Raw genomic sequence first — 22,479 nt, 5'->3', positions numbered from 1 at the left:
GATGAATCTATTTCCCGCGGGCGCCTTGCCTGCGTTCCGCAAAACCATTCCACCTTTGGGCAGGCCATGGACAAACGCGATCTATCCGAAGTTTTCCGCGAGCGTCTCAAGGCGTTGGTCCAACGCTCCGGCCTCAATCAGTCGGCCTTTGCCACATCGGTCGGCATCGACCGCTCGGCGCTGTCGCAGTTGCTTTCGGGGGCAACGATAAGGCTCCCTCGCGCCGAAACCCTGCTGACAATCGCATCCGCTCACAAGGTTTCGCTCGACTGGCTGCTTGGCCTCAGCCAGGACGAAGGGGTTACAGGCGAAATCCGCGAAAGCCTCGAGATCGAGGAGGCATCGGGCGGTTTCGAACGCACGCTGATCGCGAAATGGCATGCCGAGGCCGCCGGCACCAAGATCCGCTATGTGCCCGCGGGCATTCCTGACCTGCTGCGCACCGAAGCACTCATCGACTACGAGGCCGGCATCTCCAACAAGAGCCGCGAGAGCCAGGCCGGCGAGACGCAGTATCGCATCGACTACAACCGCCGGCCCGAGACCGACATGGAAGTCTGCATGCCGCGTCACACGCTCGAGATTTTCGCGCGCGGCCTGGGCGTCTGGTCGGGTTTTCCAGACAAGGACCGCAAGCAGCAGCTGCGCCACATGGCTGACTTGCTCGACGATCTCTACCCGACATTCCGGCTGTTCCTGTATGACGGCCGCATGCGCTATTCCGTGCCCTACACGATCTTCGGCCATTCCCGCGCGGCGATCTATGTCGGCGACATGTACCTTGTGCTCTATGCCACCGACCCGATCAGGACGCTGACCCGCCATTTCGACAATCTGATCCGCGCCGCCGACATCAACGCCCACGAGACCGCGGCCTTCGCGCGACGGCTGGCTGTGGCTTCGTTCCCGGCCAGTTGGGGCTGACTGGCGCTCTGGTTGAATTTGCCGCCGCGATACGGCAGCGTGCGCCGCGATCCCCGAGGAAACCCATGCCAGATCAGAAGCGTGTCGTCATACCTGCCCAGTCGGGCCGTTCCATCCGCGTCTCCAGCGGTGACCTGGTCCGCATCATCGACATCAAGGGCCAGCAGGTCGCCGACCTCTGGGCGTTCACGCCTGATATGAAGGACTGGCTGAGCACTTCCAACACCCGCGATATCGGCGAGCGGCTGTTTCCCAAGACAGGCGAACATTTCTACGGCACGACGGGAAACAAATTGCTGACCTTGGTCGAAGACGCCTCGCCCGGCCCGCACGACATGCTCTACCCCGCCTGCAACCACGCGCTTTATGTCCGCGCCGGCTTCGACGAGCATCCCAGTTGCCAGGACAATCTGCACAAGGCCCTTGCCTCGGAAGGGCTCGCCTTGCCCTTCACGCCAGACCCGGTCGACCTGTTCCAGAACTCGCTGCCGCAGCCCGATGGCAGCATCGACGTCTTCGCCTCGATCAATCCGCCCGGCGGCTACGTCGCTTTGCGCGCCGAATGCGACCTGCTGCTCGTCGTCACCGCCTGCTCGGTCGATCATTATCCGACCAATGGCGGCGTCTGCACCGAGATCGCGGTCGAGGTGACGCCGGCAGCATGGTCGGCCAAGCAAACGCGTTGACTGGACATAAAGACTTCTTTATATCCTTATCTAATCTCCTGATATGAAAGTCGCTGCGATGACGACCAATCCGATCGATGCCCTGCTGGCCGAAAAGGGCGTGCTGCTCGCCGATGGCGCAACCGGCACAAACCTGTTTGCCATGGGCCTCGAGGCCGGCGAAGCACCCGAGCTGTGGAATGAAAGCGCGCCCGAGAAGATTTCGACGCTGCACCGGAAATTCGTCGAGGCCGGCGCCGACATCATCCTTACCAATTCGTTTGGCGGCACCCGTCACCGGCTCAAGCTGCATCACGCCCAGGATCGCGTGCACGAGCTCAACAAGCGCGCTGCCGAAATCGCCCGTGGCGTTGCCGACAAGGCCGGCCGCAAAGTTATCGTCGCCGGCTCCGTCGGCCCGACGGGCGAGCTTCTGGTTCCGCTTGGTGCCATGACCTATGACGAGGCGGTCGATGCATTCGCCGAACAGATCGAAGGCCTCAAGGCCGGCGGCGCCGAAGTCGCATGGATTGAAACGATGTCCGCGCCGGACGAAATCCGTGCGGCGGCGGAAGCTGCCATTCGCGTCGGCCTGCCCTACACCTACACCGGCTCGTTCGACACCGCCGGCCGCACCATGATGGGCCTGCTGCCCAAGGACATCCACGGTGTCGTTGACGGCCTTGCCCAGACGCCGCTTGGCGTTGGCGCCAATTGCGGTGTCGGTGCGTCCGATATCCTGGCTTCGCTGCTCGACATGAGCGACGCCAAACCGGATGCAACGATCATCATCAAGGGCAATTGCGGCATCCCGGAATTCCGCGGCACCGAGATTCACTATTCGGGCACGCCGGAACTGATGTCGGACTATGTCCGCCTCGCTGTCGATGGCGGCGCCAGGATCATCGGCGGCTGCTGCGGCACCTCGTTCGAGCATCTGGCCGCCATGCGCAAGGCGCTCGACGCCCACAAGAAGGACGTTCGTCCGACCGTCGAGGCAATCGTCGAGCGCATCGGCCCGATGCGCAACAAGCTGGCGGCGCCGAACACCACGGAAACCAGCGAAGGCCGCCGCGAACGCCGTCGCCGCAGCTGAGGCTTCTTCTGATCAGCTGTTTTCTTCGTATCGCGCGAGTGCCGACTTGATGTCGGTGCCCGCGCCTTCGACCGGGCGCATCATCATCACGGCGTCCGATGTGCGCACATCGCCCAGTTTCTCCATCGCCAGCCGGAAGCGCTCATTGTTGAGCGCCGACCATGCCGTGCGATGGGCGTCATCGACATCGCTCACGCGGGAACGCGAGGAACTCGGGGTTGAGACCGGCACCGCCTGCTGGACAGGCTTGGCGGGCACATAGATGTGGCTGCTGGTGGCAGGCGCCGGCGCCTGTGCGGCAGCATCTGCCACGGCGTCGCTATTGCGGTTGGCAGCCTCCGGCCGGGTTGGCATCGCCAAGGCATCGGCGGTGCGAGCAATTGATACCGCACCCGCCATCACACGTCCAACCAGCATTCTCAAACCACCCCTTGTACACCCGCAGCTGTATTAGCCGGGGATCGTTGCGATCGGGTTCCGGGGCGAATTGGCTTTTGATTCAAATTGTCGGAAACGGCCCGCAAATCTGGCCTTTTCCTAGGTTTCACACAGAAAAAGCTCCCGCCTTGCGGCGGGAGCTTCAGACGTTACAAGACCTCGGGGAATCAAAGGTCTTCGAGGTCGCGACGGGCCTTCTTCAGGATCTCGCGCGCCTTCTCAGCCTGTACGGCGGTCAGCGAACCGCTGCGCAGTCGGCTGAACACAGCGAAGTTCAGCGCCTTGACTTCGTCGCCGAGGGCGACACCGCTGACCTGCGTCGAGTTTTCCTCGATCTGGCCATTGATCTTGGCGAGCTCGGCGGCGTTTTCATCGAGATATGCCTGGCCCGCCTCGGTGATCGAGTAGAGCTTCTTGTTGCCATTGGCGACGGAGACGACGAGGTCCGCCTCCTCCAGCATCTGCAGCATCGGATAGATCGCGCCCGGGCTCGGGCTGTAGGCGCCCTGGAACTTGGCCTCCAGCGCCTTGATGATGTCGTAGCCGTGGCGCGGCTCTTCGGCAATCAGGCCGAGCACGACCAGGCGCAGAGCGCCGGGATCGAACATGCGCGGGCCGCGGCCGCCGAAGGGACCGCCACGATGACGGCCGAAGGGACCGCCGCGGCCATGCCGGCCGCCGCCCCTGCCGCCTTCATTCTGGCCCGACATGGACCATTCTCCACGGCAACGATCGTTGAAATTCGGGTGGTTGAACATGTGAGTACCTCTCCAGGATGTTTGTTTCATGTCGCTATATCTATTCAAAGATATATCTTTTGCAAGATAGAACGTAGGGAATTTTTCGCGCCGCTCTGCGAACGCGTGCGGAAACATCCCGGAAGGGAGCGCCCTCCCAGTCCGATGAAAGTCGATTTCAGCTTGTTTTCAACCGCTTACGCCCGGATCGAGATGTCCTCGCAGGGCCACGCCGTTGTAACGGAATTTCGCTCCGTCCGGCACCTAGGCGCCGACAACCATGTCGCTCAGAACATGACTGAAGTGCTTTTCCTGCCGTTCCAGCCACGCGTAAGCCCGCGGCCAGTTGGCCGGATCTGTCATCGCGACCGGATGGTTGGACAGGTAGCACAGCGCGTACTCGCCGCGCAGGCTGACGCCAAGCGCCTTGCCCAATGCGGGCTCGAAGGCAATCAGCCGGTTCGCGGTTGTGGCATAACCCTCGCCGCGTTGGCCCCTGACGAACAGCCCGACGCTGCGATTGGTCAAATAGAGCGAAACCACCAGATCGTCGGCGATATGCCGCCAGCGCGAATAGAGGCTGCCATGGCGTATCCTGGGATCGTTGCGGCGGGCGAGATAACCGTCCCAGAAAACCTTGATCTCGCGCGACGACAGTGAGCGCAGCCCGCCATGCGCAATATCCCATTCGTCCAGTTGCCGGTCGGCCATCACCAGTCTCCGAAACACCACCCCAGCGATTTTCGGGTGGACGCCTAGAGATCACAAAAGAACGGCCGGCGGAAAGCCCCCTTTCCGCCGCCGGAGATCACAAAAGAATGGCCGGCGGAAAGCCCCCTTTCCGCCGGCCGGCCCACCTGCCCTTGCCTGTTGCCTTACTGCTTGTTGCCCTGGAGCGACGATGCCAGCCGCACCAGCGACAGGAATTCGGCGCGATAGCCATAGGGATCGGCACCGCGCGCCGCCGAGGCGATCTCGGCGATCCGGTCAAAGCCGAACCTGGCTGTCGCGTCCTCGTCGCGCAGTTTCTGGCCGAAGGCCGCAACCGCCACCGAGAACCGCTGATCGGTGCCGGCGCCGTCGAAGCTCGCGACTTCGTTCGTCTTCGTCACCGGCGTGGTGATCAGCTTGCTCACGTCGCCATCAGGCGCCTTGTAGCGGATCTTCACGAAAGCATACTCGTCGGCATCGGCGACGCCGCCATTGCCTGTCGAAGCCTGGCCGTAGCGCAACGGGTCCATCGCCAGCGACGGGCTGCCCTTGGGCGTGATCTCGTAGATCGCCGTCACCGAATGGCCGGAGCCGATCTCGCCGGCATCGACGCGATCGTTGTTGAAGTCCTCGCGATTGAGCGCACGGGTCTCGTAGCCGATGAGCCGATATTCGGCGACGGCAGCCGGATTGAACTCGACCTGTATCTTGACGTCCTTGGCAATCGGGAACAGCGTCGAGGAGGCATCCTGCACCAGCACCTTCTCGGCTTCGGCCAGCGTGTCGATATAGGCCGCCGTGCCGTTGCCGTTCTGGGCGATGGTCTGCATCATCTGGTCGTTGAGATTGCCGCGGCCGAAGCCGAACACCGACAGGAACACGCCCGACTTGCGCTTGTCCTCGATCAGCCGCTTGAGCTCGTCGTCATCGGTCTGGCCGACATTGAAGTCGCCGTCGGTCGCCAGCATCACACGATTGATGCCGTCCTTGACGAAGGATTTTTGCGCCAGCCGATAGGCTTCGCGAATGCCCGCTTCGCCGGCAGTCGAGCCGCCAGGGGCCAGCGTGTCGATGGCCGACAGTATCTTTTCCCGGTCCGACGCCTTGGTCGGTTCGAGCACGGTACCCGCGTTGCCGGCATAGGTGACGATCGAAACCGTGTCGTCGGCATTGAGCTTGTTGACCAGGAGGCGGAAGGCCGAGCGCAGCAACGGCAGCTTGTCCGGCTCGTCCATCGAGCCCGACACGTCGATCAGGAACACCAGATTGGCCTTCGGCTGCTCGGTCGGCTTGACGTCATAGCCCTTGATCGCGACGTGCATCAGCTTGCTGTGCTCGTTCCACGGCGTCGGCATGACGCTGACGGTGGTGTTGAACGGCGTGGCGATCGCCTCCGGCCCCTTCCAGTCATAGGGGAAGTAGTTGATCATTTCCTCGACCCGTACCGTGTCGGGCTGAGGCAGAACCCCTTCCTTCAGCAAACGGCGAGCGAAGGAATAAGAGGCTGTGTCGACATCGATGGAGAAGGTCGAGACCGGATCCTCAAGCGCCGAACGCACCGGATTGGTCTTGAAATCCTCGACGCGATCGCGGTTTTCCGGCGGGGCCATCGGCATGTCGGAGGGCGCGATCACGCCCTGCAGCTCGGTTGTCAGCGTCGGCGCGGACATGCGGCTCATCTGCGCTGCCGCGTCGGCCAGCGGCGCCGGCGCCGGCACGGCCGGCGCCGCCTCGTTCATGACATCAGCTTCTTCGGCTGCCGCTGTTGCCTCCGCCTTGGCCGCCTGCGAGGCGGCAGCCATCGGTTTGGCCGGCGCGGTCTGCGCCGCGCCTGAATCGGTCTTCTTCAACGCGGCGGCAAGCGGCTCCTTCAGGCGCCCGGAAGGCACATCGGCGATCTCCTGCTCGGCGCCGAAATTGAACGGCGAGCCCTCCATCAGATAGAATGTGGCATAGCCGGCGATCGGCAGGGCAACGAGACCGGCAAAGGCCGGCGCTGCAATCAGCTTCTTTTGCATGATGTCTCTCCAGAGCTTTCGTGCTCGTTCGGTGAGACGACCGGCATTGGCGGTTCCTTGGGTGGCCGCGGAATTTTTTTCGAGGTCGTAGGCCGCCATCGCCGCCGCAAGCGCGCGCGCCTTGGCCTCGCTGCCTGGAGCGGGCGTCGGAATGTTGCGCAGCATGTCGAGTTCGTTATCGTCGACCATGGTCACTCTTCCCCGGCCGAGCGCATGAGCAGCTTCAGCCGTTTCTTCGCTTCATGGATATGCCAGGACACGGTGGCCTCGGCGATCGCCATGGCATCCGCCGCTGCCGCATGGCTCAAGCCCTCGCCATAGACGAGAAGGATTGCGTCGCGCTGCTTGTCCGGCAGTTGCCTGACCGCCGCCCACATCCGCTCGGTCGGATCTTCCGCTTCCGGCCCGCCATCTCCCGCGACAAGCGCATGGACGCCATAGGCGGTGGTCTTCGCCGTCTCGCGCGCCGATTTGCGCTGCATGTCGCGCGCGGCATTCAGCGTCATCGCATAGAGCCATGTCGTGAAGGCGGCACCGCCGCGATAGTCGCGAATGGCCTGGCCCAGCCGCGCACAGACCTCTTGGGCAATGTCTTCAGCATCCGATCTGTTGCCGCACCAGCGCCAAGCGACACGGTGGACGAATCCGTAATGCCTTTCGACGAGTTCGCCGAAAGCTGTCCTGTCGCCATCGCACGCTCGTCCGACCAGATCGCCGTCGGAGGCTTCGCTTTCGTCCAGCATCATCGCCATCATTTGTCCGTTGGACGAAAGCTTTGAGGCAATCCTTGGGGTGCTGCGAAGAAAAATTTCCTCACCTCCCCAAGGCATGCCGGGCGGCGCGCCACCTCCGTCACGAGCCGGGGCAGACCAGCTTGACGCTTACCGTGTTCTTGCCGCTGACGGACATGCCGCCGGTGACATATTTGGCAAATGGCAAGGTGCTGACATCGTGGGACACCTCGGTGTCGACGGTGAAGCTCTCATTGGCGAAGACATTGCCGCCGTCGACTTCTCCTTGCGGCCGCATCGACATGCCATGGCCGCCCTTGCAGCGGATCTTCACGTCGCCCGGCCGGCCTTTCGACTTGTTGTCGAGAGCCATGGTCAACCCGTCGAGCTCCAGCGCCATGTCGATGTCGTCGTTGATCTGTCCGCTCGAAGTGCATGACATGCCGGCAATCCTGACGCTCTTGATCTTGCCTGCCCGCCGCGTTTTCCCCTTCAGCATCCATGTGTCGGATCCCGGCGAACTGTTGCCCTCCATCTCCACCGACTGGGTGACATAGGAGTAGGTCACGTCGAATTGCGGCCCCTTGATGCGCGGCTCGAGCTTTGCCTCGATGGTAACCGTCCCTTGGTCGACGATGCGCTTGAGCAATGCTCGTGTCGCCTTGGCCTGTTCGCGATAGCGCTCCGCTTCCTCAGCTGCGAAGTGGCTCGGCAGTCTGTCCCAGTAGACGGTGGCGGTGTCTCTTGTGCATTTCGCCCGGTGAACAGCTTCGTGCTCGAGCGCGAAATCCGCGAGTTCCTTGCATTGCGAGCCTGCTTTCAAGGCTTCGAGCGCAGCGGGTTGCTGCTCGCAGCTGCCATATTTCATGTCGACCGTCGCTGGCCCGGTGTAACCATGGGCGGGACGGTGGGGTAAGCTGAACCTCCCCATGATTTCGGTCCGTTTCAGCGACGAGCGGTGATAGATGCTGACGTCGGAATCCGGATGCGTCGGGATTTTGTGCGCCTCGATCAGCGGGTCCTCGACTGCCTTGAGCTGTGCTGCCATGTCGGCGAAGAACTTTGCTGCGTAGTCGGCGTTTCTGAGTTCTTCCTGGACGCTTTGCAGGTTCTTGCACGAGCATTGTTGCTGGTCGGCCAAAACAGGCATCGCCAGCGCGCCGCCGAGCGCCAGCGAAACGGCAAACGCCTTGATTATCGAGAACATCCGCGCCACACCTTGTGATTGATTCAGGTGGCAGTCGGTATCGGAAACCTGTGTATCCGCAGGATGTTGCGATGCGGGTGCGTTGGATGCACAACGAAAACAGGGATGAGCAAGATCAGGCTGCCTGCCCGGCCGCCCAGCCCGACGACCATGCCCACTGGAAATTGTAGCCGCCGAGCCAGCCGGTGACGTCGACGACCTCGCCGATGAAGAAAAGGCCCGGCACCGATTTCACCTGCATCGTCTTCTGGTCGAGCGACCTGGTGTCGACGCCGCCAAGCGTCACTTCCGCCGTACGATAACCCTCGGACCCGGCAGGCTTGATACGCCACTGATTGACAGCAGCATCGACGGCTTTCAGATGCGTATCGTTCAGATCGGCGAGATTGCCGTTGAAGCCGAGCCGTTCGGCAATCGCCTGGGCCAGCTTCTTGGGCAGGTGGGCGGCGAGAACGGTCTGCACCGCCTGGCGCCCGTTGGCGCGCTTGGCCTCGCGCAGGATCGCCGCGACGTCGCTGCCCGGCAGCATCGAGATCGCGATTTCGTCGCCCTCGCGCCAGTAGGACGAGATCTGCAGGATCGACGGCCCGCTGATGCCGCGGTGGGTGAACAACATGGCTTCGGAGAAGCTGGTCTTGCCGCAGGCAACATCGGCATCGACAGCGATGCCGGCGAGCGGGGTCAATTTCTGCAAGGTGTTGGCGTCGAAGGTCAGCGGCACCAGCGCTGGCCGCGTCTCGACCACGGGCAGCCCGAACTGCGCAGCAATCTCGTAGCCGAAACCGGTCGCCCCCATCTTGGGGATGGACTTGCCGCCGCAGGCGACCACCAGCGACTTGCACGCGACCCGACTGCCGGAGACAAACAGCTCGAACCCGTCGGCCGTCCTGCTGATGTCCTCCACCGCGGTCGACAGCCTCAGCTCGGCGCCGTTTTCCCGCATTTCCTCGACCATCATCTCTATGATCTGGCGCGCCGAGCCGTCGCAGAACAGTTGGCCGAGCGTCTTCTCGTGATAGGCGATGCCGTAGCGCTCGACGAGGCCGATGAAATTGCGCTGGGTGTAGCGGCTCAGCGCCGAGATGCAGAAATGCGGGTTCTTCGACAGAAAATTCTTCGGGCTGGCGTGGATGTTGGTGAAGTTGCAGCGCCCGCCGCCGGAAATCCGTATCTTTTCGCCGGGCGCCGAAGCGTGATCGACGACCAGCACCGAGCGGCCGCGCTTGCCGGCTTCCACGGCGCACATCATGCCGGCCGCGCCGGCGCCGATCACCACGACATCAAAGGACTGCATTCCGGAGTGTTCCCGCTGGTCCGTCGCCGCCTTGCCGGCGCGCGAACCCTGGTTGTCGGATCAAGCTGTTCGGTGCCTGATAGCCGAAGCTGTCGGGATGGCAAAGTTGGAAGTTATGCCAGCGTTTCCTCAAACAACGCCGTCAGCCGCTTCTAGTGGCGTTCGGCACCGGCGGCATCGTAGACGCCGTGGTCGGATACGCACCAGCCATGGCCCATGCCGACATAGTTTTCGAGAATGTGGTCAACGCCGGCAGTGCGCAGGCTCTCGGCCAGGATTGCCGACTGTTCCGGCGGGAAGCTGCCGTCGACACCGGCAGAGCCGACATAGACACGCGCCTTGATCTTTGCGGCGCTGCGGTGTGGGCTATCGGTCGCATCGCTGGCCAGATTGCCGCCATGGAAGCTTGCCGCGGCCACGATGCGGCCCGGATGGGCGGCGGCAGCGTTGAGCGCACGCGAGCCGCCCATGCAATAGCCGACAGTGCCAATCGGGCCTGTTGCGCCGGCCTTTGCCAACGCGTCGATGAAGGAGGCCGTGTCGCGTGCGGTCATCTCCTGCGTCGTGCCGCCGATCAGGGCACGCAACTCGGTCCGCGTCTTCTCCTCGACGAAGGCCGTCTTGGCTTCGAACGGACCATAGGCGCCTGCACGATAGAACAGGTCGGGCACCAGCACCGCATAGCCGTGGCTGCCCAGCCGTTCGGCCATCTCGTCCAGCGCCGGGCGCGGACCGAAGGCATCCATATAGAGGATCACCCCGGCTTTCGCCTTGGCAGGTCCGAACAGCCCGGCCTTGCAAACGCCATCCGCCGTCCTGATCTCAATCTCGCGCTTGGTCGGCATGGCAAGGTTCCTTCTGTCTGCCCCGTCGCGAACATAGGGACTTCGGCCCGCCAGACAAGCTCAGGCGGCAATGGTCCGCTCGGTGCGCGCGCCGACATGCAGCGCCCTGCCCGCGCCCAGTCCCGTGATCGCAACGCCAAGGCCAAGGGCCACGAACAGCACCGAAGAGGCGGCGAAGCTGCCGGTCCAGTTGCGGATCAGCCCGACCAGCAGCGGGCCTATGGCCGCCAGCGTGTAGCCCACGCCCTGCGCCATGCCGGAGAGATGGGCCGCGACATGGGAATCCGGCGAGCGCAGCACGATCAGCGTCATGGCGGCGGCAATCAGCCCACCCTGGCCGATGCCCTGCAGCACGGCCCAGAACAGGGTCGTCGAGGTCGGCGCAAACAGGATGCCGAGCAATGCCGTTACGGCAGCCACGACGAGCGCCACATTGACGCCGCGCTGGTCCTTGCGGCGGATGGCGATCGAAGGCACGGCAAGGCAGGTCACAACCTGCGCCATGACCGACAGCGAGACGATCGCGCCGGCCGTCGTGGCATCGAAACCGCGCTCGCGCAGGATCGGCGCCAGCCAGCCGAAGACGCAATAGGCGAGCGCCGACTGCAGCCCCATGAACAAGGTGACCTGCCAGGCCAACCGGTCGCGCCACAGGCCGACGACGCGGAAGCCGCTTTGGCTCGCCTGCCTGCGGCTGCCGAGCGCCTGCGGTGTCCAGATGAGCACCACGATGAAGGCGGGAACCGCCCAGGCAGCGAGCGCGCCAGACCAGGAGCCCGTCAACAGATGTTCTATGGGCAGTGTCAGCCCCGAGGCCGAAGCAGCACCAGCGCAAAGCGCCATCGTATAGAGCCCGGTCATCATCGCCGCCTTGTCGGGGAAGTCGCGCTTGACCAGCCCGGGCAAGAGCACGTTGCCGATGGCGATTGCGGCGCCGGCCATAAAGCTCGCGATGAACAGCAGCGGCACGGTGCCGAGACCACGAAGGACAGTGCCAAGGGCCAGCAGCGCCAGCGCAAACAGCAGCGTGCGCTCGGCGCCGAAGCGCTGCGCCAGCTTTGGCGCCAGCGGCGCGAACAGGCCGAGGCAGAGCACCGGCAGCGTCGTCAAAAGGCTGGCGCCGGCGGGCGACAGGCCGGTTGCCTGCATCACCTCCGGCAACAGCACGGAGAGGCTGGAAAAGATCGGCCTGAGATTGAAGGCGATCAGCACCAGGCTGGCGCCGAGCACAAAACGCGCCATGCCGCTGCGCAGGACGGGCGCCTGCGGTGCCGGCAGGCTGTCGATCTCGGCATCGACAAGCTGGTCGTCGAGACCATCGATGGCGACGGCCTCGGCAGGCCGGCCGGCCGGAACAAAGCTCTGGTTCATTGGTCAAGCAACCTGTCGAGTTCGAGAAGCACCGGCGCCATGAAGGCGCGGACTGCCGCGGCAGCCCTGTCCGGATCGCCGGAGGCGACGGCATCGACGATGGCCGCATGGGCCGGTGCGTCGGGCTCGGGCAGCTCGCCCGCCAGCGTCGCCTTGATCGTCTCGGCAATGGCGCCGGTAAAAAAATCGTAGAGCTCGATCATCGCCAGGTTGCCGGAAGCCTCGACCACCGACTTGTGGAAGGCGATGTCGCGGCGAATGAAGGCTTCGTGCCCGCCGTCGGCAACCGTGCCACGCGCCTCCAGCAAGCGGCGCATTTTCACCAGATCAGCTGGTGTGTGGCGCTGCGCTGCCAGCCGCGCCGCCTCCGCATCCAATGCGGCGCGTGTCTCCCACTGGTCGCGCAGGCCGGCGCGCTTGACACGGTCCAGCGCCGCGGAAGGGTCGACCGCCGAGCGGACATAAGTGCCAGACCCCTGGCGCGTATCGAGCAGGCCTTGCGAGACCAGGGCACGCACGGCCTCCCGCACCGTGCCACGGCTTACCGACAATAGGTCGGTCAGTGCAGCCTCATTGGGGATGCGTTCGCCGACGGCCCAGCGGCCGCTGACGATTTCGGCCCGCAGGCTGTCGGCGGCGCTGTCGGTGAGATTGGTTCGTGTGGCTGGCTGCATGGGTATATTCATCAAGTCATCTGATGACTTTGAATATGCTGGTCAGCTTGCAAGAGCAATATGCGTGCCAGAAAAGCGATTGGGCCAGCGGGTCGGGATCAGAGGCCGGCGTAGCTCTTCATGTGAAAGGCCTGCACATCGGCCGGATACCGATAGGCAAGCCCGTAGGGACAGGCGTTGCGATCGAGGCAGCCTTGCGTTCGGCACCCCCCACCCGAGGCGCCGCGTACATGCTCCAGGCATCGCTCATAGGCGAAACCCGCCTCCGAATAGGCATCGACGGGACAGGCTTTAAGACAGGGTTTTCCTGGGCATAGGTCGCAAAGGTGATTCTGTTCGCGAACTTCGGCGAACTCAAGTTCGGCCTCGAACAGCAGCGCCCCGCGATAGGCATGCCAGAGCCCATATTCGGGGTGCATCAGAATGCCCAACGGCGACGGCCTGAGGCCTTCCGCGCGCATCGCCCATTGCTGAAACGGCAGATAGGGCTTGTCGGACGGCGACACCGCGTGCGCGCCAAACTCACGCGCCACCTGCCCGATCACCTCGCGCGCCCAACTGTCGAGCGGGTTCTCCAAATTGGCCGGCTGCGCCTCGCGCCAGCGTAGGAAACACGGCCACGGCTCCGCACCCGCCTGCCCCACCAGCAACACCGAGCGCACGGGCCTGCCTGTTGGGCCGTTGGGTGCAGCTTCGCCGTGGTCGAATACAAAACCGCCGCGCTGGATGAGGCCGTGACCGGCCAGCGCGGCGGAAATCTCATCAAGGTCGGGGGACGTCAAGCGTCACCCCTTCTTGTCCGGATCGGAGAATGCGCTCCGCCAGACTTCCTTGTGAATGATGCTGGCGACTTTAGCCCCGCCTGAAACGGGCTCCTTTCACGTGAAGGCGTCGGGCATCGACGCCTTCTTCGCAGCAATGAAGTCCTTGAGGCCGTCGTCGATGCTGGGATCGAGATACGGCGCCTCGTAGCTTTCGAGCCAGCGGCGGGCGAGCTCGTTGGCACGCTGCGGTGCCGTCTTCTGTCCTTCGGCCAGCCACTGCTCGTAGGAATTGTTGTCGGCGATGCTCGAGCGGTAGAACGCGGTCTGGAAGTTCGCCTGGGTATGGTCGCAGCCGAGATAGTGGCTGCCGGGCCCGACCTGGCGGATGGCGTCCATGGCCTGGCCGTTTTCGGAGAGATCGACGCCCTCGGCAAATTTCTGCTGCATGCCGAGCTGGTCGATGTCCATCATGAACTTCTCGTAGCACGAGGCGAGACCACCCTCGAGCCAGCCGGCCGAATGCAGCACAAAATTGGTGCCAGCCAAAAGCGTCGAGTTCAGCGTGTTGGCGCTTTCATAGGCCGCCTGCGCGTCCGGGACCTTCGAGGCGCAGAGCGAGCCGCCGGTGCGGAACGGCAGGCCGAGGCGACGCGCCAACTGGGCAGCGCCGTAGGACACCAGCGTCGGCTCCGGCGTACCGAAGGTCGGCGCACCCGACTGCATCGAGATCGACGAGGCGAAGGTGCCGAACAGCACAGGGGCGCCCTTGCGGATCAGCTGGGTGAACGAAGCGCCGGCCAGCACCTCGGCCAGAACCTGGGTCAGCGTACCGGCAACCGTCACCGGGCTCATTGCGCCGGCCAGAATGAACGGCGTCACGATGCAGGCCTGGTTGTGGCGCGCATAGACCTTGGCCGCGCCCAGCATAGTCTCGTCGAAGACCATCGGCGAGTTGGCATTGATCAGGCTGGTCAGAACCGTGTTGTTCTCGACGAAGTCGTCGCCGAACACGATCTTGGCCATCGCCACCGTGTCCTCGGCGCGTTCGGGTGCGGTCACCGAGCCCATGAACGGTTTGTCGGAATATTTGATGTGGCTGTAGACCATGTCGAGGTGGCGCTTGTTGACAGGCACATCGACAGGCTCGCACACCGTGCCGCCCGAATGGTGGATCGACGGCGCCATATAGGCCAGCTTCACGAAGTTGCGAAAATCCTCGATCGTCGCGTAGCGCCTGTTGCCGTCGAGGTCGCGCACGAAGGGCGGGCCGTAGACCGGCGCAAAGACGGTAGCATCACCGCCGATCTGCACCGAACGCTCGGGGTTGCGCGCATGCTGGGTGTAAACAGAAGGCGCCGTCTTCAGCAGTTCGCGGCACAGCCCCTTGGGGAAGTGGACCCGTTCGCCCTTGACGTCGGCGCCGGCTTCCTTCCACAACGCCAGCGCTTCGGCGTCGTCGCGGAACTCGATGCCGATTTCTTCCAGCACCGTGTCAGCGTTCTTCTCGATGAGGGCGAGGCCCTCCTCGTTGAGCACCTCATACACGTTCACCTTGCGCTTGATGTAGGTGAGCTGCGTGCCCGGCCCGCCACCGCTGCGTGCTGCGCGTCGCGCAGCCGCGCCACCGCTTGCGCCACGCCCGCGCCTGCCGCCCGCTTGTTCCTGCTCGACTGCCGCGTCTTCGCCCATGGCTCTGCCTTCCGTAAGAATCCGTTTTTCGCCGCCCATGCGGCTCTACGACGGATCGTAATCATGCACCCATATCGAAACGGCTCGCCAGCGCCAACGCCTGTCGCAAAATCGACAAGCCGACAGCCAAGACGACAGCCGGACTGCCAGTCGCTTTCGTTTTGCAGGAGGTCGCAAATCAGCTATGGATTTGCGGCACTTGCAAGCTAGGTATAGCGCAACATCAGCAAGCCGCACTTTAGCGCTGCCTCGAGGGAGCCTTAGAAGATGTCCGACGACGAAATCATCCTGTCCGAGCTTTCCGACGACGAACTCGTGCAGCAGATGCACGACGACCTGTATGACGGGCTCAAGGAAGAAATCGAGGAAGGGACCAACATCCTGCTCGAGCGTGGCTGGGCGCCCTACAAGGTGCTCACCGAAGCACTGGTCGAAGGCATGCGCATCGTCGGCGAGGATTTCCGCGACGGCATTCTGTTCGTGCCGGAAGTTTTGCTCTCGGCCAACGCCATGAAGGCGGGCATGCACATCCTGCGCCCGCTGCTCGCCGCCACCGGCGCTCCCAAGCAGGGCAAGATGGTGATCGGCACCGTCAAGGGCGACATTCACGACATCGGCAAGAACCTCGTCGGCATGATGATGGAAGGCGCCGGCTTCGACGTCATCGACCTCGGCATCAACAATCCGGTCGAGAATTATCTCAATGCGATCGAAGAGCATCAGCCCGACATCATCGGCATGTCGGCGCTGCTGACCACGACCATGCCCTACATGAAAGTCGTCATCGACACGATGAAGGAAAAGGGCATCCGCGACGACTATGTCGTGCTGGTCGGCGGCGCGCCGCTCAACGAGGAATTCGGCAAGGCCGTCGGTGCCGACGCCTATTGCCGCGATGCGGCTGTGGCTGTCGAAACCGCCAAGGACTACATGAAGCGCAAGCACAACCTGCGCGCGGCCGGCTGACGACAAAGGGCCGCCCCTTGCGGCGCGGCCCTTTCATTGCGATCTGGCCGATCTGAGTTCGGCCAATCTGAGAAATGCGGCGGTATGGTGCCTTATTGGACTGTGTCCTCGATGGCGTTCGCCGTACCTTTGACATCCTTGCCGACGCCGCGAATGGTGTTGGCGCAGGAGGCCAGTGCAAGCGCGCAGGCAATGACGGCGATCGGTGCCAGACGTGACAGTTTCATGGACGGTGTCTCCCTCTCTCGATAAACTTCGTCCTAGAGCAACGAAGGCCGGATCGACTGGTTCCATGGCCGCAAAGCAGACAACGAAACCCGACGTCGAAGACAGGCTGCTGGTCATAGGCTGCGGCATGATTGCGCGCGAGGTTTTGGCGGTCAAGCAGCAGCTCGCGCTCGATCATCTCGAGCTGACCTGCCTGCCGGCCGATTTCCATTTCCACCCCAGCCGGATCGCGCCTGCCATGGACCAGGCGATCACCGAAGCGAAGGCGGAGGGGTATCGGCACATCTATGTCGGCTATGCCGACTGCGGCACCGGCGGCCTGCTCGACCGTGTCTGCGAAAAGCATGGCGTCGAGCGCATCGCCGGCCCGCATTGCTTTGCCTTCTACCAGGGTGCTGCTGCCTATGCGCAAGTCGGCGAGGCCGACATGATGTCGTTCTACATGACCGATTTCCTCTGTCGGCAGTTCGATGCCTTCTTCATCAAGCCGCTCGGCCTCGACCGACATCCCGAGCTGATGAAGGACTATTTCGGCAACTACGAGAAGCTGATCTACCTCGCCCAGACCGACGACCCCGCGCTCGACAAGGTCGCCGAGGATGCCGCCAGAATGCTCGGCCTCGTCTACGAGCGTCGCGCCACCGGCTATGGCGACCTGCCCGAGGCCCTTGCCAACGCAGCGGACGCTGCGGCACATCATCAAAGAGCCTGATTCCTCCCCTGAGGTTCGACCTTTACAGAGGTTTGCCATGGCTTTTCGACGACTGATTCTTGCTGCTGCTCTAGCAACCACGGCGACCTTCACGCATGCCGACGGCGTGGTGCAGAAGCTGATCACACCGGCAGACAAGGCCAGACTCGAAAAGTACGAAGCCACGCGTAAGGGAGCGCTTCAGGAGGCCAAGGCAGGCCAGGCACGCGAGGTCGCCGTGGTCGACGCGATCGTCGCCAAAAAGCCCATGTCGTTTTCCGATTTCGACATGACCGGCAACTGGCAGTGCCGCACCATCAAGGCCGGCGGCCTCGGCCCGCTCGTCGTCTACGGCTGGTTCAAATGCAAGGTCAGCGACGACGGCTCGGGCTGGATGCTGGAAAAGATTTCCGGCTCGCAGCGCACCAAGGGCCGCTTCTATACCGACGGCGACAGCAGACTGATCTATCTCGGCTCCGGCTTTGTCTCGGGCGAAAAGCCCAAGGCCTATGGCCGTGGCCCAGATACCGACCAGGTCGGCTATGCCTTCCGCAGCGGGCAGGCAGAATGGCGCATCGAGTTTCCGGCGCCGCGATACGAATCAAAGCTGGACATCATCGAATTCCGCCGTTGATGTTGCATTCTGCGCGAAGCGACATCACATTCGCACCCTCCGGGGTCATCAAGGATTAACCTGGCCGTCGCACACTGCGATGGGGATTGGCGCGTTGGAAAGCGGGCCGCAAGTGGGCTGAAGGCTGAATGTTAGGGCAAGACAAGCAAACCGACGCAGGCGAATTCGATGCGGCGCCGAAGCGCCGTCGTGGCCGGCGCTTGTCAGCGATCTTCGCCCAGCTCGCCCGCGACGCCAAAGGCAGCATCTCGATCGGCGACATCAGGGACACGCTGGGCAAGCGCAGTTTCGCGCCGCTTCTGGTGCTGTTTGCCGCCTTCAACATGCTGCCGCTGCCACCGGGCGCCTCGGCGGTGCTTGGCCTGCCGCTGCTGATCGTCGCAGCACAGATGGCCTTCGGCAGCAATCGCGCCTGGCTGCCCGACTTCATCACCCAGCGCTCGCTGTCGGCCGAACAGTTCCGCACGGTCACTGACTGGGTCGTTCCCAGGCTGATCCGCCTTGAGCAAGTGGTGCGTCCGCGCTACTGGCCGTTCTGGCGCAAGCGCGGGGACCGCGTCATCGGCATCATCGCGCTTGTTCTATCCGTTTCGATCACGCTCCCGATCCCGTTCGGCAATTGGCTGCCGGCCTTTGCCACGGCGCTGCTCGGCCTGGCGTTGTCGGAACGCGACGGTATTCTGTTTGCCGTCGGCAGCGTCGTCGGCGTGGCATCGCTTGCCGTCGTTTGTGCGGTCGTCGGCGGCGCCGGCATTGCCACGCACGCCTTCCTGGCCTGGCTGGGGTAGACTGAATGGATCGCAGGCCGATCGTCTTCGTGACTGAAGGCGGCGAACATATCTGGGCAATCATCAACAGCCTGACCGATCGCTTCGGCCCCGTCACTGTCGTTCTGGAAACGCCCTACCCCAAGCGTGAACTGATGAGGCGCCGCGCCAAAAAACTCGGCTGGATCTCGGTCGCCGGTCAGTTGGGCACCATGGTGCTCATCCGTGCAGCCAAGAGTCTCGTGAGCGGTGGCATCGAGCGCATTATTGCTGATGAAAAGCTGGAAATCGTGCCGCGCGCCAGCCAGGAGATCGTTCCGGTCTCCTCCGCCAATGCCCCCGAACTGATCGACGTCGTCCGCAAGCTGGAACCAGCGGTGATGTTCCTCGCCAGCTGCCGGCTGTTGTCGGCCAGGACGCTTGCCGCCATCCCCTGCCCTGTCATCAACTATCACTCCGGCATCAATCCGAAATACCGCGGCATGAACGGCGGCTATTGGGCGCTTGCCACCGGCGACCACGGCAATTTCGGCTCGACAGTACATATCGTCGATGCCGGTGTAGACACCGGCTCCGTCCTCTACCAGGCACGCGGAATTCCTGGAAAAGGCGACACTATCGCGAGCTACGCGATGCGCCAGGCTGCCTTTTCCCGCGACATCTGCATCCGGGCCGTCGAGGACGTGCTTGCCGGCCGAATGACGCCGATCGACACCGGCCTCCCATCACGCCAATGGTACCATCCGACCATCTGGCAGTATCTCTGGACGGGCATCCGCCGCGGCGTCTGGTAGACGCGTCTGCGGCAATCCTCACTTTATCTTTTTGCGACAGGAGATCGCGTCGCTTTTGAATGCGCGCGCGTCGTCCCATAACAAGCGGCACCCGCATGGTTGCGGCAATGCTCAACGTCATCGAAAGCGAGACCGAAATGGCCGACCTGATCATCGTCTACTGGCGCGACATCCCTGCACAGGTGATCGTCAAGAAGGGCCGGCAGAATGCCAAGCGCGAATTGCCGCTGCGCTTTACCGAAGCGATCGACATGTGCGCGATGCGCACCGGTGCCGGCGACACCGACGCCTATCTGGCGGAGTGGCGCAAGGCCGACCCGGTTCCGGTCAGCGACGACCTCGAGGCGGAAGCCGACAAGGCGATGGCCGAGATCGATGCAAATTTCACACGCGAGCGGCTGGTCGCTCTCGTCAAGGCAGGCGGCAAGGAAGATGGTTGATACCCAGCCGACAGTAACCCAGGCGACCTTGGTCAAGAAGGCCGCGCCCAAAAGCGACTACAAGCCGGCCGACGTATCGCCGCAGCGGCGCGTCCAGCGCAGCTACACGATCAGGCTGTGGTCGATCCGCCACTCGCGCCTGCTTGAATGGTTCTACAGCCGCTTCGCCGACGCCTTCCTGCTGCTCCATCCCCTGTGGAAGGGCATCGGCTATGGCCGTGTCGAGGCCCCGATCAAGTTCGTCGAGAAGCGGGTCAAGGGACTGATGTTCGACTGCCGGATGTGCGGCCAGTGCGTCTTGTCGTCGACCGGAATGTCGTGCCCGATGAACTGCCCCAAGCAGCTGCGCAACGGCCCCTGCGGCGGCGTCCGCGCCAACGGCAATTGCGAGGTCGAGCCCGACATGCCCTGCGTCTGGGTCAAGGCCTGGGAAGGCTCGCGCAACATGGTCAATGGCGACGCCATCCTCAACGTCCAGAAGCCGGTCGACCAGTCGCTGCGCGAAACTTCGGCCTGGCTGAGGGTGACCGCTCAGGCTGCCGCAACGCGCGAAACTGCCAGCAAGGAAGTCGCATGACCCCGCCGCGCCCGCGCCAGACCGACGAGCATCCCGATGGCATCGACCTGCCGCTCGACCCCCTGCCCGGCCACTCCTCGCGCGGCCGCCTGGAGCGCGTGCTGCGCCGGGGCGAATTCGCCGTCACCACCGAACTGAATCCGCCCGACAGCGCCGACCCCGAAGACGTCTACAACCGCGCCAAGATCTTCGACGGCTGGGTCGACGGCATCAACGCGGTCGATGCTTCTGGTGCCAATTGCCACATGTCGTCGGTCGGCATCTGTGCTCTGCTCACCCGCATGGGCTACGCACCGATCATGCAGATTGCCTGCCGTGACAAGAACCGCATCGCCATCCAGGGCGACGTGCTCGGCGCGGCCGCCATGGGCGTGGCCAACATCCTGTGCCTGACCGGCGACGGCGTGCAGGCCGGCGACCAACCCGGCGCCAAGCCGGTGTTCGACCTCGACTCGACATCGCTGCTCGAAACCGTGCGCATCATGCGCGACAATGGAAAGTTCCTGTCGGGCCGCAAGCTGACCACGCCACCGCAGCTCTTCCTTGGCGCCGCAGTCAACCCTTTCGCCCCGCCCTATGATTTCAGGCCTGTTCATCTCGGCAAGAAAATCGCCGCCGGCGCACAGTTCGTGCAGAGCCAGTACTGCTTCGACGTGCCGATGTTCCGCACCTTCATGAACCGCGTGCGCGATCTCGGTTATGACGAGAAATGCTACATCCTGGTCGGTGTCGGCCCGCTTGCCTCGGCCAAGACAGCCAAGTGGATCCGCGCCAACGTGCCGGGCATCCACATCCCGGATACAGTCATCAAGCGTCTGGAAGGCGCCCAGGACCAGAAGAAGGAAGGCAAGCAGCTCTGCATCGACATCATCAACGAGGTCAAGGAGATACCTGGCGTATCGGGAGTCCACGTGATGGCCTACCGGCAGGAGGAATATGTCGCCGAGATCGTCGATGAATCGGGCGTACTGAAGGGTCGCCGGCCATGGAAACGCGAGGCCCGTGCCGACGACCAGCGTGTCGCCGAGCGGCTCGAGCACATCCTGCACGACGACGTTACCGAATCGCAGGTCGACATGGTGAAGACCGCGCACTGACAGGCAGGCGCGACTGCCGCGCTTGAACGAAACCAGACAACGATATAAAGAAATCTTTATATCTTAGGGAGAACTTCATGACCCGCACGATCGTCGCCTCGGCGACCCGCGAAATCATCATCGGTTTCGATCAGCCTTTCTGCGTCATTGGCGAACGAATCAATCCGACCGGCCGCAAGAAGCTGGCCGCCGAGATGGTTGCCGGCAATTTCGAGACCGTCATCAAGGACGCCCTGGAACAGGCCGCCTGCGGCGCGACGATGCTGGACATCAATGCCGGCGTGACGGCGGTCGATCCGAATGCGACCGAACCGGCGCTTCTGGTGCAGACGCTCGAGATCGTCCAGAACCTGGTCGACCTGCCGCTGGCGATCGACAGCTCGGTGTCGGCGGCGATCGAGGCCGCCCTCAAGGTTGCCAAGGGCCGCCCGCTCGTCAACTCCGTCACCGGCGAGGAAGAGAAGCTCGAGGCGATCCTGCCGCTGGTCAAGAAGTACAACGTCCCGGTCGTCGCCATCTCCAATGACGAGACCGGCATCTCGATGGATCCCGACGTCCGCTTTGCGGTTGCCAAGAAGATCGTCGAACGTTGCGCCGATTTCGGTATTCCCGCCCATGACGTGGTCGTCGATCCGCTCGTCATGCCGATCGGCGCGCTTGGCGATGCCGGCCGCCAGGTCTTCGCGCTGCTGCGCCGCCTGCGTGAAGAGCTCAAGGTCAACACCACCTGCGGACTGTCCAACATCTCGTTCGGCCTGCCGCACCGCCACGGAATCAACGCCGCCTTCATCCCGATGGTCATCGGCGCCGGCATGACCTCGGCGATCATGAACCCGGTTCGTCCGCAGGAAATGGAAGCGGTGCGCGGTGCCAACGTGCTCAACGGCACCGACGAGCACTGCACCCACTGGATCAAGACCTACAAGGACTACAAGCCATCGGAGGGCGGCCACGCCGTTGCAGCTCCCGTCGCCGTCAGCGCACCGGGTGACGCCGCCGGCGGCCGCCGCCGCGGCGGCCGTGAAGCCCGCATGGCGCGCGGCTGAGATCAGTCGTGGGACACGACGCGCTCCATTTTCCCCCAGTCGTCCTGTCGGACGGGGAAGCTGAGCCGTCGCATG

25 protein-coding genes are annotated in these 22,479 nt (G+C 63.5%); 12 read left to right on the top strand and 13 right to left on the bottom strand.

Going from position 1 to position 22,479, the window contains the following annotated elements:
• The first annotated feature begins 66 nt into the window (after positions 1-66).
• The 3 genes from HNQ95_RS03025 (at position 67) to bmt (ending at position 2,685) form a co-directional block, all read left to right on the top strand.
• Positions 67-924, top strand: coding sequence for a helix-turn-helix domain-containing protein (locus HNQ95_RS03025; protein ID WP_067960997.1), 858 nt, complete (start codon positions 67-69; stop codon positions 922-924).
• Positions 925-989: 65 nt separating this feature from the next.
• Positions 990-1,610, top strand: coding sequence for a DUF1989 domain-containing protein (locus HNQ95_RS03020; RefSeq protein WP_154383928.1), 621 nt, complete (start codon positions 990-992; stop codon positions 1,608-1,610).
• 58 nt (positions 1,611-1,668) lie between these two features.
• Positions 1,669-2,685 (top strand): betaine--homocysteine S-methyltransferase, encoded by a 1,017-nt coding sequence (gene bmt, locus HNQ95_RS03015; protein ID WP_067966376.1) that lies wholly within the window; start codon positions 1,669-1,671, stop codon positions 2,683-2,685.
• Positions 2,686-2,697: 12 nt separating this feature from the next.
• On the opposite strand, the gene HNQ95_RS03010 is transcribed toward bmt, so the two are convergent.
• The 12 genes from HNQ95_RS03010 to HNQ95_RS02955 form a co-directional block, all read right to left on the bottom strand.
• Positions 2,698-3,102, bottom strand: a complete 405-nt coding sequence (locus HNQ95_RS03010) for a hypothetical protein (RefSeq protein WP_154383926.1) — start codon at positions 3,100-3,102, stop codon at positions 2,698-2,700.
• A gap of 188 nt (positions 3,103-3,290) precedes the next feature.
• Positions 3,291-3,833 carry a PadR family transcriptional regulator gene (locus HNQ95_RS03005; protein WP_246340545.1) on the bottom strand — a complete coding sequence of 181 codons (543 nt, stop codon included), beginning with the start codon at positions 3,831-3,833 and terminating at the stop codon, positions 3,291-3,293.
• A 291-nt stretch (positions 3,834-4,124) separates the two neighbouring features.
• Entirely contained in the window at positions 4,125-4,592 is a 468-nt protein-coding gene (locus HNQ95_RS03000; protein WP_312874155.1) for a hypothetical protein, read from the bottom strand.
• Between the two features lie 143 nt (positions 4,593-4,735).
• A complete protein-coding gene (locus tag HNQ95_RS02995; RefSeq protein WP_067960977.1) occupies positions 4,736-6,778 on the bottom strand; it encodes a vWA domain-containing protein in 2,043 nt (680 codons plus the stop codon).
• Between the two features lie 2 nt (positions 6,779-6,780).
• The gene (locus HNQ95_RS02990) at positions 6,781-7,341 is read right to left on the bottom strand and encodes an RNA polymerase sigma factor (protein WP_067966374.1); all 561 of its coding nucleotides are present in this window, start codon (positions 7,339-7,341) and stop codon (positions 6,781-6,783) included.
• A 100-nt stretch (positions 7,342-7,441) separates the two neighbouring features.
• Positions 7,442-8,527: a hypothetical protein gene (locus HNQ95_RS02985; RefSeq protein WP_182573449.1), complete on the bottom strand. Its 1,086-nt coding sequence runs from the start codon at positions 8,525-8,527 to the stop codon at positions 7,442-7,444.
• A 115-nt stretch (positions 8,528-8,642) separates the two neighbouring features.
• On the bottom strand, positions 8,643-9,821 hold the full coding sequence (locus HNQ95_RS02980; protein WP_182573450.1) for a BaiN/RdsA family NAD(P)/FAD-dependent oxidoreductase: 1,179 nt from the start codon (positions 9,819-9,821) through the stop codon (positions 8,643-8,645).
• Positions 9,822-9,973: 152 nt separating this feature from the next.
• A complete protein-coding gene (locus tag HNQ95_RS02975) occupies positions 9,974-10,666 on the bottom strand; it encodes a dienelactone hydrolase family protein (protein WP_182573451.1) in 693 nt (230 codons plus the stop codon).
• 60 nt (positions 10,667-10,726) lie between these two features.
• A complete protein-coding gene (locus tag HNQ95_RS02970; RefSeq protein WP_182573452.1) occupies positions 10,727-12,037 on the bottom strand; it encodes a CynX/NimT family MFS transporter in 1,311 nt (436 codons plus the stop codon).
• Positions 12,034-12,711 (bottom strand): FadR/GntR family transcriptional regulator, encoded by a 678-nt coding sequence (locus tag HNQ95_RS02965; protein ID WP_154383924.1) that lies wholly within the window; start codon positions 12,709-12,711, stop codon positions 12,034-12,036. The genes HNQ95_RS02970 and HNQ95_RS02965 overlap by 4 nt, the downstream gene beginning before the upstream one ends.
• Positions 12,712-12,809: 98 nt before the next feature.
• Complete coding sequence (locus HNQ95_RS02960; RefSeq protein WP_182573453.1) at positions 12,810-13,493, bottom strand: 4Fe-4S dicluster domain-containing protein; 684 nt, start codon at positions 13,491-13,493, stop codon at positions 12,810-12,812.
• Positions 13,494-13,589: 96 nt separating this feature from the next.
• The gene (locus HNQ95_RS02955) at positions 13,590-15,164 is read right to left on the bottom strand and encodes a trimethylamine methyltransferase family protein (RefSeq protein WP_067960954.1); all 1,575 of its coding nucleotides are present in this window, start codon (positions 15,162-15,164) and stop codon (positions 13,590-13,592) included.
• 267 nt (positions 15,165-15,431) lie between these two features.
• Here HNQ95_RS02955 and HNQ95_RS02950 point away from each other — a divergent pair, with 267 nt between their 5' ends.
• On the top strand, positions 15,432-16,130 hold the full coding sequence (locus HNQ95_RS02950) for a cobalamin B12-binding domain-containing protein (RefSeq protein WP_067960949.1): 699 nt from the start codon (positions 15,432-15,434) through the stop codon (positions 16,128-16,130).
• A gap of 92 nt (positions 16,131-16,222) precedes the next feature.
• On the opposite strand, the gene HNQ95_RS02945 is transcribed toward HNQ95_RS02950, so the two are convergent.
• Positions 16,223-16,357 (bottom strand): entericidin A/B family lipoprotein, encoded by a 135-nt coding sequence (locus HNQ95_RS02945; RefSeq protein ID WP_067960946.1) that lies wholly within the window; start codon positions 16,355-16,357, stop codon positions 16,223-16,225.
• Between the two features lie 65 nt (positions 16,358-16,422).
• On the opposite strand from HNQ95_RS02945, the gene HNQ95_RS02940 reads away from it, so the two are divergent.
• From HNQ95_RS02940 to HNQ95_RS02905, 8 genes are all read left to right on the top strand, one after another.
• Positions 16,423-17,070, top strand: coding sequence for a DUF1638 domain-containing protein (locus HNQ95_RS02940; RefSeq protein WP_154383922.1), 648 nt, complete (start codon positions 16,423-16,425; stop codon positions 17,068-17,070).
• A gap of 37 nt (positions 17,071-17,107) precedes the next feature.
• Entirely contained in the window at positions 17,108-17,683 is a 576-nt protein-coding gene (locus HNQ95_RS02935; RefSeq protein ID WP_182573454.1) for a DUF4893 domain-containing protein, read from the top strand.
• Between the two features lie 128 nt (positions 17,684-17,811).
• A complete protein-coding gene (locus HNQ95_RS02930) occupies positions 17,812-18,471 on the top strand; it encodes an exopolysaccharide biosynthesis protein (RefSeq protein ID WP_154383921.1) in 660 nt (219 codons plus the stop codon).
• A gap of 5 nt (positions 18,472-18,476) precedes the next feature.
• A complete protein-coding gene (locus tag HNQ95_RS02925) occupies positions 18,477-19,244 on the top strand; it encodes a formyl transferase (protein ID WP_154383920.1) in 768 nt (255 codons plus the stop codon).
• Positions 19,245-19,381: 137 nt separating this feature from the next.
• On the top strand, positions 19,382-19,684 hold the full coding sequence (locus HNQ95_RS02920) for a virulence factor (protein ID WP_115733777.1): 303 nt from the start codon (positions 19,382-19,384) through the stop codon (positions 19,682-19,684).
• On the top strand, positions 19,677-20,261 hold the full coding sequence (locus HNQ95_RS02915; RefSeq protein WP_067960936.1) for a methylenetetrahydrofolate reductase C-terminal domain-containing protein: 585 nt from the start codon (positions 19,677-19,679) through the stop codon (positions 20,259-20,261). The genes HNQ95_RS02920 and HNQ95_RS02915 overlap by 8 nt, the downstream gene beginning before the upstream one ends.
• Positions 20,258-21,358: a methylenetetrahydrofolate reductase gene (locus tag HNQ95_RS02910; RefSeq protein WP_067960933.1), complete on the top strand. Its 1,101-nt coding sequence runs from the start codon at positions 20,258-20,260 to the stop codon at positions 21,356-21,358. Before HNQ95_RS02915 ends, HNQ95_RS02910 begins: the two co-directional genes overlap by 4 nt.
• Positions 21,359-21,435: 77 nt before the next feature.
• Complete coding sequence (locus tag HNQ95_RS02905) at positions 21,436-22,404, top strand: methyltetrahydrofolate cobalamin methyltransferase (RefSeq protein ID WP_067960930.1); 969 nt, start codon at positions 21,436-21,438, stop codon at positions 22,402-22,404.
• Positions 22,405-22,479: the final 75 nt, after the last annotated feature.

Source organism: Aminobacter ciceronei, assembly GCF_014138625.1.
Classification (GTDB): Bacteria; Pseudomonadota; Alphaproteobacteria; order Rhizobiales; family Rhizobiaceae; genus Aminobacter; species Aminobacter ciceronei.
This window is presented reverse-complemented; position numbering and strand designations above follow the sequence as displayed.